Source organism: Streptomyces morookaense (assembly GCF_013030945.1).
GTDB lineage: Bacteria > Actinomycetota > Actinomycetes > Streptomycetales > Streptomycetaceae > Streptomyces > Streptomyces morookaensis.
In genome coordinates this window covers 1-12171 of record NZ_JABBXF010000023.1, presented here as the reverse complement: position 1 = coordinate 12171, position 12171 = coordinate 1, and the positions used below count along the sequence as shown (strand labels likewise).

General features: G+C 71.0%; 11 protein-coding genes. 4 read left to right on the top strand and 7 right to left on the bottom strand.

The genetic code is table 11. From position 1 onward, the window contains the following. Nucleotides 1-73: 73 nt before the first annotated feature. The 3 genes from HG542_RS11640 to HG542_RS11630 are packed head-to-tail and all read right to left on the bottom strand — an operon-like array spanning nucleotide 74 to nucleotide 2484. A complete protein-coding gene (locus HG542_RS11640; RefSeq protein ID WP_171080330.1) occupies nucleotides 74-655 on the bottom strand; it encodes a hypothetical protein in 582 nt (193 codons plus the stop codon). A 19-nt stretch (nucleotides 656-674) separates the two neighbouring features. Beyond that, complete coding sequence (locus tag HG542_RS11635; RefSeq protein ID WP_171080328.1) at nucleotides 675-1523, bottom strand: siderophore-interacting protein; 849 nt, start codon at nucleotides 1521-1523, stop codon at nucleotides 675-677. A 55-nt stretch (nucleotides 1524-1578) separates the two neighbouring features. After that, nucleotides 1579-2484: a 5'-3' exonuclease gene (locus HG542_RS11630; protein ID WP_171080544.1), complete on the bottom strand. Its 906-nt coding sequence runs from the start codon at nucleotides 2482-2484 to the stop codon at nucleotides 1579-1581. Nucleotides 2485-2645: 161 nt separating this feature from the next. Between HG542_RS11630 and HG542_RS11625 the strand changes: the two genes are divergently transcribed. From HG542_RS11625 to HG542_RS11615, 3 genes are all read left to right on the top strand, one after another. Beyond that, the gene (locus HG542_RS11625) at nucleotides 2646-3692 is read left to right on the top strand and encodes a quaternary amine ABC transporter ATP-binding protein (RefSeq protein ID WP_171080326.1); all 1047 of its coding nucleotides are present in this window, start codon (nucleotides 2646-2648) and stop codon (nucleotides 3690-3692) included. Further along, nucleotides 3685-5493, top strand: coding sequence for an ABC transporter permease/substrate binding protein (locus tag HG542_RS11620; protein WP_171080325.1), 1809 nt, complete (start codon nucleotides 3685-3687; stop codon nucleotides 5491-5493). The genes HG542_RS11625 and HG542_RS11620 overlap by 8 nt, the downstream gene beginning before the upstream one ends. A gap of 185 nt (nucleotides 5494-5678) precedes the next feature. Then, a complete protein-coding gene (locus tag HG542_RS11615; RefSeq protein WP_171080323.1) occupies nucleotides 5679-6407 on the top strand; it encodes a helical backbone metal receptor in 729 nt (242 codons plus the stop codon). On the opposite strand, the gene HG542_RS11610 is transcribed toward HG542_RS11615, so the two are convergent. Continuing rightward, on the bottom strand, nucleotides 6334-7422 hold the full coding sequence (locus tag HG542_RS11610; protein ID WP_171080321.1) for a TDT family transporter: 1089 nt from the start codon (nucleotides 7420-7422) through the stop codon (nucleotides 6334-6336). The genes HG542_RS11615 and HG542_RS11610 overlap by 74 nt on opposite strands. A gap of 70 nt (nucleotides 7423-7492) precedes the next feature. Here HG542_RS11610 and HG542_RS11605 point away from each other — a divergent pair, with 70 nt between their 5' ends. Next, nucleotides 7493-8437, top strand: a complete 945-nt coding sequence (locus tag HG542_RS11605) for a LysR family transcriptional regulator (RefSeq protein ID WP_171080319.1) — start codon at nucleotides 7493-7495, stop codon at nucleotides 8435-8437. Nucleotides 8438-8764: 327 nt separating this feature from the next. Here HG542_RS11605 and HG542_RS11600 read toward each other — a convergent pair whose 3' ends face one another. The 3 genes from HG542_RS11600 to HG542_RS11590 form a co-directional block, all read right to left on the bottom strand. After that, on the bottom strand, nucleotides 8765-9163 hold the full coding sequence (locus tag HG542_RS11600; RefSeq protein WP_171080316.1) for a macro domain-containing protein: 399 nt from the start codon (nucleotides 9161-9163) through the stop codon (nucleotides 8765-8767). Between the two features lie 38 nt (nucleotides 9164-9201). After that, nucleotides 9202-9474 (bottom strand): hypothetical protein, encoded by a 273-nt coding sequence (locus HG542_RS11595; RefSeq protein ID WP_171080315.1) that lies wholly within the window; start codon nucleotides 9472-9474, stop codon nucleotides 9202-9204. Beyond that, a partial coding sequence (locus HG542_RS11590; protein WP_176606462.1) for an RHS repeat-associated core domain-containing protein occupies nucleotides 9474-12171 on the bottom strand: 2698 nt, incomplete at its 5' end. The genes HG542_RS11595 and HG542_RS11590, both read right to left, overlap by 1 nt.

Genomic DNA, 12171 nt, shown 5'->3' with positions numbered 1-12171 from the left:
GCGGGCCGGCTGCGGCTGGTCGCGCCCACGCGGCGGAGCCGCATGATGTAGCAGCCCCGCCCCTGACGGGGCGCTACTTCGGCTCCCTCCTGCGGCGCCGCGTCACCAAGTACGTTGCCGCAGAGGCCAGTACGGCAGACAGGGCGGCGGTGCCCGCAATGACCGCCGCCAGCTCGCCCAGGCCGACGCCCCCGTCATCCTCCGTATCCGGATCCGGCGCCGTCTCGCTCGTCTTGTCCACCGCGTCGTCGTAACTCGTGTGCGACGCACAGAAGTCCCGGTTCCCCGGGTCCATGTCGGAGGTGACGACGAGCTCGGCGGTGTCCACCGTCTCGTCGTCCTCCTTCAACTCCACCGGATACGTGCCCGGTTCGACGTCGCAGAGGACCATGCCGGCCACCCTGGTGTAGAGCTCGCCGTCCTTGCCCGTACGGAATCGTTTCGCCCGGAGCGTGAGCTTCTTCGCGAACGCCTCCGACTCCACGGTCAGACTGCCGTGGCCCTCGCCGGTCGTCACCGTGAAGACCGTCTCCCGGCCGCGCTGGACGCCGCCGCCCTCGTGTTCCAGCGTCGAGTCGCCGGAGCCGGAGCCGGGGGAGGACAGGGCGAGCGTCGCCGCGGCCGTCGCGGCCACGGCTGTCCGGGCGAGAATCATGCAGCGAGGATACGGGGCGTCAGGCCGCCGCCGGGCCCTCCTGCTCGGCCTCGACCTGCTGGTTCCACTCGCGCTTCGACGCCTGCCAGCCGTCCTCGTCGTGACCCCGGCGCCAGTAGCCGGAGATCGACAACCGTTCGCGCGGCACCCCGCGCTCCAGGCGGAGATGGCGGCGCAGCTCCTTCACGAAGCCGGCCTCGCCATGGACGAAGGCCTGCACGTCGCCCGGCGGGAAGTCGAGCGAACGCACCGCCTCCACCAGGGACTTGCCGACCGGGGCACCGTCGCGGTGCAGCCAGGTGACCGCCACCCCGGCGGGCAGCCGCAGCTCCTGCTGCTCCCGCTCGTCGGCGACCTCGACGAAGGCATGGACCACGGCGCCCTCCGGCATCCGCTCCAGCGACGCCGCGATGGCCGGCAGTGCGCTCTCGTCGCCCACCAGCAGATGCCAGTCGGCGGCCGGGTCGGGCGCGTAGGCGCCGCCGGGGCCCAGGAAGAGGATCTCCGTGCCCGGTTCGGCGCGGACGGCCCACGGTCCGGCGAGGCCCTCGTCGCCGTGGACGACGAAGTCGATGGTCAGCTCCTGCGCCGCGCGGTCGAAGGCACGGACCGTGTACGTACGGGTCCGCGGCCACGCGTGGCGCGGCATGTCGCGGCGGATCGCCTCGATGTCGAACGGCTCCGGGTAGTCGACGCCCTCGACCGGGAAGAGGAGCTTGACGTAGTGGTCGGTGCACGAGCCGGCCTCGAAGCCGGCGAGGCCCTCACCGCCCAGGACCACCCGGGCCATGTGCGGGGACAGGCGCTCGGTGCGCACCACGCGGGCGCGGGTCACCTGCGCTTTCTTGCGGACTGGACGCTCTGCCACGGTTGTCTCCCTGGGGCGCGGTGCACAATAGGTAAGGACTACCTAACTTAACAGTTCATCCGGCGAGCGCGGTGAGCAGCCGCTGCAAAGATCCGCCCAACCCCCAGCGCGCCGCGAGCTCTTCGAGCGCCTCCGGATCACGGGGTGCGGCCGGCAGGGCGATGTCGCACGGCGGCACGGGCACGTCGGAGGCGACCCGCACCACTGTGGGCGCCACCTCCAGATACGGGCGGGCCTCCAGCAGCCGCCTGCGCTGCGCGGGCGTCAGCCGGGACGCCGGGTCCTCGGCGGCGGCCGTGATCCCGGCCAGATCGCCGTACGCCGCCAGCAGCTTCGCGGCCGTCTTCTCGCCGATGCCCGGCACGCCCGGCAGCCCGTCGCTGGGGTCGCCGCGCAGCAGCGCCAGGTCGGCGTACCCCGGCCCGTCCACCCCGTACTTCTCGCGCAGCAGCGCCTCGTCCACGGTCTGCAGTGTGCCGACGCCCTTGACCGGGTACAGCACGCGCACGCCGCGCGCGTCGTCGACGAGCTGGTAGAGATCGCGGTCGCCGGTGACGATGTCCACCGGGCCCCGCGCCCGCGCGGTCAGGGTGCCGATCACGTCGTCCGCCTCGTACCCCGCGGCGCCGATGCGGGCGATGCCCAGCGCATCGAGCACCGCCTCGATCACCGGGACCTGCGGGGAGAGCGTGTCCGGCGTCTCCTCCTCGTCCGGACCGCCCTCGATCTCCTCGGCCACCCGGTGCGCCTTGTACGAGGGGATCAGGTCCACCCGCCACTGCGGGCGCCAGTCGGCGTCCATGCAGGCCACCAGGTCGTCCGGATGATGGTCGGCGACGAGCCGGGCGATGAAGTCGAGCAGGCCGCGCACCGCGTTCACGGGCGTGCCGTCCGGGGCCTTCACCGACTCGGGCACCCCGAAGTAGGCGCGGAAGTACAGGGAGGCGGTGTCGAGGAGCATCAGGCGTCGCGTCACGGATCCGATGATGCCGTATGCCACCGACATGTGAACCGGATCACTGTTCGGTTTGACCGGAATGGGCCGGGGCAGGCGCGGGCCTTGGAGTACGCCCGGCCCGTCGGGGGAGGCCGGGCGAAGCGAGTTCGACCCGAGAGGTGTATGTGTCCAGGCTGCAGGCCGAGCACTTGTTCAAGGTGTTCGGCAGACGACCCGAAGCCGCCGTGCCGCGGCTCAAGAGCGGCGCGAGCCGCGAGGAACTGCGTGCGGAGGGCACCACGGCGGCGGTCATCGACGCCTCGTTCGAGGTCGAGGCCGGCCAGATCTTCGTGGTGATGGGTCTCTCGGGATCCGGCAAGTCCACGCTGCTCCGCATGCTCAACGGACTGGAGGATCCCACCTCCGGCCGGGTGCTCTACGACGGGCAGGACCTGACCGCCCTGTCCCCGCGCGAGCTGCGCGAGGTCCGCTCCCGCAACATCAGCATGGTCTTCCAGCACTTCGCCCTCTTCCCGCACCGCAGTGTGCTGGAGAACGCCGGCTACGGCCTGGAGGTGCGCGGCGTGCCCCGCGCGGAGCGCGAGGAGCGGGCCACCGAGGCGCTGCACCTGGCGGGGCTGAAGGGCTGGGAGAAGTCCTGGCCCGACGAGCTCTCCGGCGGCATGCAGCAGCGCGTGGGCCTGGCCCGCGCGCTGGCCACCGACGCCGACCTGCTGCTGATGGACGAGTCCTTCAGCGCCCTCGACCCGCTGATCCGCCGCGACATGCAGGACCAGCTGCTGGATCTGCAGAAGCGGCTCAAGAAGACGATCGTGTTCATCACCCACGACCTCAACGAGGCCATGCGCCTGGGCGACCGGATCGCCGTCATGCGCGACGGCCGCATCGTCCAGAACGGCACCGCCGAGGACATCCTCGTCCGGCCCGCCAACGACTACGTCGCCTCCTTCATCCAGGACGTCGACCGCTCCCGGGTCCTCACCGCGGGCTCCATCATGGAGCGGACGGCCGGCGTGCCGGACGGCGCCGCGACCGTGAGCGCCGAGGCGCCCGTCGCCGAGCTGTTCGCCCCCTTCGCGTGCAACGGCGACCCGGTCGTCGTCACCGACGAGGCCGGGCGGCCCACCGGCGTGGTCACCCGGGACCGCCTCATGGCGGCCCTGAGCGACCGGCCCGTGCAGCGCCCCGAGGAGGTGACCGCCGGTGCCTAGGATCCATCTCGGAAGCTGGGCCAAGACCGCCGTCGACTGGCTCCAGGCCCACCTCGGCGGCCTCTTCGACGCCATCAGCACCGTCCTGAGCGGCATGTACGACGGCGTGGACGCGGTGCTCGGCGCCCCGAACGCGCTGCTCATGGCCGGCATCCTCGCGGTCGTCGCCTGGTGGCTGCGCGGCCTGCTCGCCGCCGTGCTCGCCTTCGCGGGCCTCGCGCTCATCGACTCCTTCGGACTGTGGCACGAGGCCATGTCCACGCTGTCCCTCGTGCTCGTCGCGAGCGCCATCACCCTGCTGACCGCCGTGCCGCTGGGCATCTGGGCGGCCCGCAACCGGCGGGTCAGCGGCGTGCTGCGCCCCGTCCTGGACGTCATGCAGACGATGCCGGCCTTCGTCTACCTGATCCCCGGCGTCATGTTCTTCTCCATCGGCACCGTGCCGGGCCTCATCGCGACGGTCGTCTTCTCCATGCCGCCGGGCGTGCGGATGACCGAGCTCGGCATCCGGCAGGTCGACGGCGAACTCGTCGAGGCGGCCAAGGCGTTCGGCACGCCGCCGCGCGACACCCTCACCCGGGTCCAGCTGCCGCTGGCGCTGCCCACCATCATGGCGGGCGTCAACCAGGTCATCATGCTGGCGCTGTCCATGGTCGTCATCGCGGGCATGGCGGGCGCGGGCGGTCTCGGCGAGGCCGTGTACGCGGCCGTCACCCAGGTCGACATCGGCCGCGGCGTGGAGAGCGGCCTCGCCGTCGTCGTCCTCGCCATGTATCTGGACCGGATGACGGGCGCGCTCAGCCGCCGGGTCTCGGCGCTCGGCCGCCGGGCCGCCGCGGCGCAGGGTGCCGCGGGCCTGTCGCGGTACGCGAGCGTCCTGCGGTACCGGCCCGGCACGGCCGTGGCCACCGTGGGCGTCGTCGTCCTCGCGCTCGTCGCGGGCGGCATGCGGATCGCCGGCGGCGACGGCGACCGGGACACCGTGGCCGCGGGCAAGAACGTGGGCCAGGGCAAGTCCGTCAGGCTCGGCTACTTCCCGTGGGACGAGGCCATCGCGTCGACCTACCTGTGGCAGAACATCCTGGAGGACCGCGGCTACAAGCCGGACGTCAAGCAGCTCGACCCCGGGCCGCTCTACACGGCGCTGGCCCAGGGCCAGATGGACGTCCAGTTCGACTCGTGGCTGCCCACGACGCACAAGCAGTACATGGACCGCTACGGCGACAAGCTCACCGACCTCGGCTCCTGGTACGGGCCGACCTCGCTGGAGCTGACCGTGCCCTCGTACGTCAAGGACGTCAACTCCCTGGCGGACCTGAAGGGCAGGAGCTCCGAGTTCGGCGGGAGGATCGTCGGCATCGAGGCCAGCGCCGGCATGATGGGCAAGCTCAACGACAAGGTGCTCAAGGAGTACGGCCTGGACGGCGAGTACAAGGTCGTCTCGTCCTCGACGGCCACGATGCTGGCCGACCTGGACCGGGCCATCAAGAAGAAGGAACCCGTCGTGACCACGCTGTGGTCGCCGCACTGGGCCTACGGCACCTACGACCTCAAGAAGCTCAAGGACCCCAAGGGCGCCTGGGGCGAGGGCGAGCAGATCCACGCGGTGGGCAAGAAGGACTTCGCCAAGGACTTCCCGCGCGTTGCGGAGTGGGTGAAGAACTTCAAGATGTCGGAGAAGGACCTGTCGTCGCTGGAGGCGGAGATCCAGAAGGGCGGGAAGGGGCATGAGAAGGAGTCCGCGCGCCGATGGCTCGACGCGCGGCCGGGGCTGGAGGACAGGATCGCGCCGGTGCGGTAGCGCCCCGTAAGGGGCGCGGGGAACTGCGCGACCAGCCCCCACCGGCCTGCAGTCGACGCACGACCCCAGGGGGTCCGGGGCGCAGCCCCGGGGACTTCGGCTGCGGGTGCGTCGTGGTTGCTCGCGCAGTTCCCCGCGCCCCTGGCGGGGCGCGGTCCCCGGGGGCGGCGCGGCATGATCCCGTCATGACCATCCGCCGCGTCGTCTCCCTCGTCCCCTCCCTCACCGAGGCGGTAGCCGCCACCGCACCCGAACTGCTCGTCGGTGCAACCGACTGGTGCGACCACCCCGCCGACTTGGACGTCGTCCGCATCGGCGGCACCAAGAACCCCGACACGGCCCGCATCGCCCGCCTCGCGCCCGACCTCGTCATCGCCAACGAGGAGGAGAACCGCGCCCCGGACCTGGACGCCCTGCGGGCCGCGGGGCTGACCGTTCTCGTCACCGAAATCCGCACGCTGGACCAGGCGTTCAGCGAACTGGAACGCGTCCTGGTGGACGCCTGCGGGCTACCGCGCCCCGCCTGGCTGGACGCGGCCCGCACCACGTGGCATCAACTGCCGCCCGCAGGGCCCCCGGTGCGGGCCGTCGTACCGGTCTGGCGCCGCCCCTGGATGGTCCTCGGCCGCGACACCTTCGCGGGCGATCTCCTCGCCCGCCTCGGCGTGGCCAACGTCCTCGCCGGGCACCCCGAGCGCTATCCCCGCGTCCCCCTGGACGAGCTCAACGCATCAGGCGCGGAACTGGTCGTCCTGCCCGACGAGCCCTACCGCTTCACACACGACGACGGCCCCGAGGCGTTCCCGGGGCTGTCGTCGGCGTTCGTCAGCGGGCGTCATCTCACGTGGTACGGACCGTCGCTGGCGCAGGCACCAGCGGTGCTGGGGCGGGCGCTGCGAGCAGCCGTCCGCTGACCAGCCCGGCCAGCGTGCGGGCCCCGGCCACCGCCCAGGCGGTCACCAGCAGCACGTACAGGGCGGCGGCCAGCCAGGTGAAGGCGTGCAGTCCGGTGTGCCGGCCCAGCGCGGCCGCGCCCGTGACGCAGGTGCCGACGGGGAACGTGAACGCCCACCAGGTCATCGCGAAGCCCATGCCCTGCCGGAAGGCCCGCACCGTCATCGCCACGGAGATCAGCAGCCACAGCACGGCGAAGCCGATCACGGGGACGCCGTAGAGGACGGCGAACGCGGCGGTGGCGGAGGCGTACGGGCCTTCCGCGGTGGCGTCGGCGAGGTTGTTGACGGCCGTCACGGACTGGCCCAGCGGGCCCAGCACCAGGAACAGCGCCGGGGTGAGCGCGACCGGCAGCGGCCCATGGTGGACGAGCCGCGAGAAGACCAGCGGCAGGATGAGCAGAACGGTCAGCAGGCTCATGCCGAACAGGGCGTAGCAGCCCAGCGTCATCGCGTCCCGCCACTGCCCGGCCGGCAGATGCGGTACGAGCGCGGGGCCCAGCGCGGCGGACACCATCGGCGCCACCACGGGCAGCAGCCACACCGGGGAGGCCTGGCCCGGCTCGATGCGGTGCCGGGTCACCATCAGGTACGGGACGCCGGCCGCCGCGACCAGTCCGACGACCGTGCCGGCGGTCCACAGCACGGCGTCGGCGGCCACGGCCGGGCCCTGCCCGATCACCCCGGACCCCACGGAGAGGGTGGCGCCGCCCACGGCGAGGAGGGCCATGGCCAGGCAGCCGTAGAAGGGAGCGACGGTCGGGTCGTCCAGATGCCGACGGGCCTGGTCGGGGTGCCGGACCCAGTGCACGGCCCGCGCCCCGAGCAGCGTCAGCAGCATCAGCGCGGCCAGCGCCCACACGGCTTCATACGCGCCGCGTAGTCCGGGCGCGTGCAGCGGGAGGGCGGTGCCGGCCGCGGCGACGATCGCCGTGCCCATGACCGAGGCGTACCAGTTGGGGCCGAGGTGTCTCATGGGTCCACGGTCTCCCCCGGAACCGGCTCCCACCAGGACCGTTGCAGCTATGAGGGCATAAGCTGAGGTTATGAGCGTGGAGAACGGTCCGCAGGTTCCGCTGGCGCACCGGGTGCCCGACCTGGGGGCGCTGGAGCTGCTGCTCGCCGTGGCCCGGCTGGGCAGCCTGGGCCGGGCGGCCCGGGAGCTGGGCATCACCCAGCCCGCCGCGAGCGGGCGCATCCGCAGCATGGAGCGACTGCTCGGCGTGGGTCTCGTGGAGCGTTCGCCGCGTGGCTCGCGGCTGACGGACGCCGGGGTGCTCGTCACCGACTGGGCGCGGCGGATCGTGGAGGCGGCCGAGGCCTTCGACGCCGGGGCGCAGGCGCTGCGCGGGCGCCGCGACTCGCGCCTGCGGGTGGCGTCCAGCATGACGATCGCCGAGTACCTGCTGCCGGGCTGGCTGGTCGCGCTGCGCGCGGAGCGCTCCGGTACGGCGGTGTCGCTGCTGACCGGCAACTCGGCGGCGGTGGCGGAACGGCTGCTGGCGGGGGAGGCGGACCTGGGCTTCGTCGAGGGGCTCGACGTGCCGGCCGGGCTCGACGGGGTGGTCGTGGGCCGCGACCGGCTGGTGGTGGTGGCCCCGCCGGCCCACCCCTGGGCCCGGCGCCGGTCCCCGCTGGACGTGGGGGAGTTGGCGGCGACCCCACTGATCCTGCGGGAGCGGGGCTCGGGGACACGGCAGGTCCTGGATGCGGCGCTGGGCGGCGTTACGGCTGCGCCGCTGCTGGAACTGGCGTCCACCACGGCGGTGAAGGCGGCCGTGGTGGGCGGCGCGGGACCGTCGGTACTGAGCGAACTGGCGGTGCGGGAGGAGTTGGCGTCGGGCCGGCTGGCCGAAATCCACGTGGCGGGGCTGTCGTTGGAACGGTCTCTCCGCGCGGTATGGCCACAGGGCCACCGACCGACGGGTCCGGCGCGCGACTTGCTGGGGTTGACGCGCGGGCCGTCGCCTGGGGGCACCTCCCCGCGTTAGGGCCTGCCTGATGGGTCAGCACAGGCCCCGCGATGCGCGGAAGCGGCTGCCATATCTTCTGCCGTGCGGAGTGAGTGACTCCGGCAGCGGAAACCCTGAATTTCCGGCGCAGGACCGAGGGTTTTCGCTGTCGGAGGCAACTGCTCCGGCATCGGATGCCCCCTGTGCCGGCGCAACATCTTCGCGGCACGCCCGTGGCGGTGAGGATTTGCGTCGGCAGAAGCCGAATGCCCGTCATGGAACCTGCTGGTTGAGGGGCGGGTCAGGCACTTGCTCGCAGGGAATTTCACGACGGGCGTGGCCCAGTGCTCCTGTTCGAGGCGAACCTTACGGCAACTGGTAGACCACCACGGTGATTTCGTGTGCAGCAACTGCGGGCGCAATGGCCGCTTCGACGTCATGCCACTCCAGCCCGCCGAGCCCGGCAGCGATCCGGGGCATTGCGATGCTGCGCACTCCATGTTCGGCAGCGTGCGTCAACATGAGCTCGACCGACGATACAACTGCCGTCAATTCGGCGCGTGTACGCCAGTGCGCCTGCGTGCCCAGGTTGTAGATCCAGCGATCCTCTGTCTGCCAGGGGAAGACTTTGCCGAGGGTGAGCTCCCCGGAACGGCAGCGCGCTCGATACTCTTCGTACATCTGCGGCCATCGACGTTTGAACTCGACGGCGATGCCCCGGCCCATTGCTCCGGCGCAGTTGCACCCGTGGGCCAGAGCGTCCACGTCGTCTGCGGAGAACAGGTCACCCGTCCTTGACTCAATCACTGCTGGGAATCCTCTTGGCTGATCGCGCGGGTCCATGCTTCTTCGAACTCGGCCGACGTGATCCGATCGCTCTCGTCGAACTCTCCTGGCTGGAGGAGTTGGTCTGTGAGCAGAGGCCCTACTGCGGCGTCGTACTCTCTGCGCGAGCTTAGCCACTGGTCGCCGACCTGGGTTACCTGCCGTGTCGGGACGAGGTCAATGAACTCGATGTAGGTCACTCCGTCCCGGTAGTCCAGCGTCTCGATTTCGATCTTGAAATGATCCGCCATCAGAATGGGGTCCTTCCATGGTTGATGATGCGGCCGGTCAGATCCAAGGGGCCGCCGTTCGGGTGGAGTAGCACATTCGGACGGCAGTCTATGATCTCCAGCCCGGTCAGGTCGATCTCAAGGAAGTGCGAAGTTCTGGTGACCCCCCAGCGGGAAGGACGGCCGAACAGCTGCCTGACGAGTTGGTACCTAGAGAGATCGCCACCGGCCAGCTGGTCGGTGCTGAGGTCGGCTTTCTTGAGCCCTTTTATGCTGTCCGGTGCAATATCTGTGAAGTACTGCCCGTCCCCGAAACGCGCGTGCACCGGGCCGGTGGAATGGTGGAGGGATTGGGAATCAAGAATCCCTTGCAATCCTTCCTCGGTTGTGTAGTGGAAGGCGGTATTCGGGGTTTGGGGCCGTTGTGGTGCGTTAGCTGCGTCCGCTGGACAGGGGGAAAGGCCCAGAGGGTCGGCCCACGTGTGCGGGTTGTGAACGTACGATGCCGGGTTGGGTGCAGGGGTCAGCCCAAGAGGGTCCGGTGTGGCATATCGCCCGGTTTCGGGGTCGTAGTGCCGGTAGAAGTTGTAGTGGAGCTCCGTCTCCGGGTCGAAGTATTGGCCCGGGAAGCGCAGGGGGGTGTAGGCCGTGCTGTCGCGGGCCCAAGTCGTCGTGCCCCAGAGGGTGGTGCGGCTGCGCCAGGTGGTCGTGCCCGTCTCGTCGGTGAGTTCGGTCGGGGTGCCGACCAGGTCTGTGACGATGGCGAAGAAGCGGCTGTCGATCTCCTTCTGTGGGGCCTCCGCTGCCGATATGCGTTCCGTCTGGGAGACCGGGCGCAGGCCGTCGTGGTCCCATGTCAGCGTGACCGGGTTGGGCAAGTCGGTTGAGGCCGTGGTCTGTTCGCTGAGGGTGGGGCCGTCCCACGTGAAGTCCGTCTGCTCGGCCACCTTGCCTGTATCCGTCAGGCGCTGCTTGGCTATGCGGCGGCCCAGCGGGTCGTACAGGTACCGCCAGCGCGTGCCGTCCGGCGTGGTCACCGCGCGGAGGCGGTCCTCCGCGTCCCACTCGTAGCGCCAGGTGTCCGGCTTGCGTGACAGGCGGATCTTCTGGCGCAGGACCACCCGGCCCTGCGCGTCGTGTTCGTAGCGCACCGTTCCCGCGCGCTTGACCAGGGTGCCGGAGTACGCGCGCGTACCCTGGGCTTCTGCCCCGGGGTGCCGTTCAGGCCAGCTGGCCTCTTGCTGATTGCCGGCCGAGTCGTAGGCGTAACGTTCCTGCCAATTTGGCGCGTCGACCGCCGTTACGCGGCCTGTCGAGTCCAGTTGGAAGGTGCGGTCATTGACCGCCGTCAGGTAGCCGTCACGGCGGTACGTATATGCGCGACGGCGCAGGCGATCTGTGCCACCCGCCTCCACCGACTGCGACACCACCCGCCCCGCCGCGTCCCATCCGTGCCGCAGCGTGATCCCCTCGCCGAAATGGCGCGCCACCTCCCTTCCGGCCGCGTCATGTTCGATGTCGAACCGGTGGCCCGACGCGGTCAGCGACGTGTGCCGGCCCGTCGCGTCGTATGTCCACGTGCTCACCGCACCGCTCGGGGTGATGCGGCGTGTGCGGCGGCCCAGTGCGTCGTACGTGAACGCGAGCGTTCTCCCGTTCGTCGTCTCCGACTTGACGCGGCCCAGGCGGTCGCGGCGGTAGATCAGCGTGGCGTCCGGGCTCGTCGTCTCCAGCAGGCGGCCCGCCGCGTCGTATGCGTAGGTCGTCACCACGCCGTCCGCGTTCTTCGTCACCACTCGGCCGAGCGCATCGTGCTCGTAGGTGATCGTCTGGCCGAGGCCGTTCGTGCGGGCCGTCAGCCGGCCCGCCGCGTCGTGGGTGTACGTGAGGCGGCGGCCGTCGAAATCCGCCTCCTCCGCCAGGCGGCCCGCCGCGTCGTACGTGTAAGTCCAGGTCAGGCCTTGCGGGTTGGTGACCTCCGTCAGCCGGAGTTCCGGGTCGTGCGTGAACTCGTGGCGTACGCCGTCGGGGCCGGTCTGGGCCGTGAGCAGGTCGAAGTGCGTGTACTCGTACGTCGTGGTGCCACCGAGCGCGTCGACGTACTGCGTGCAGTTGCCCTCCCCGTCGTACGTCCAGGACTCCTCCGCACCGTCCGGTGCGATGCGGCGCAGCAAGTGGCCCTCGACGGACCACAGCAGGCGGGTTGTTGACCCCATCGGGTCGATGACGGCCGTCACGCGGCCGAAGGCGTCCCGGCGGTAGCTGGTCACCGAGCCCAGGGGGTCGGTCACTTCCAGGACCAGTCCTGCTGCGTTGCAGCGCACGCGCGTCGTGTTGCCCAACGCGTCCGTGATCGACGCCGGGTGGCCCAGCTCGTCGTACGTGTACCGGGTAACGGCCCCTGTGGGGTCCGTGAGCGAGGTGCGGTTGCCGGCCGCGTCGTACGTCTGGTGCCAGACCGAACCGTCGGCGTCGGTCACGGTCGTCGGCATGTGCAGGGCGTCGCCGTACGCGGCCTGCGCCTCGCGGCCGTCCGGGCGGGCGACGGCGGTCAGGCGGCCCTTGTCGTCGTACCGCAGGTCCGTGGTGCCGCCGAGCGGGTCGGTGTGGGCGAGGAGGCGGCCGTGGCGGTCGCGGCGGGTGCGGGTCACTGCGCCGGCCGGGTCGATCTCCGCCACGACCTGGGAGGCCTCGTTGATCAGGAAGCGGCTGGTGTTC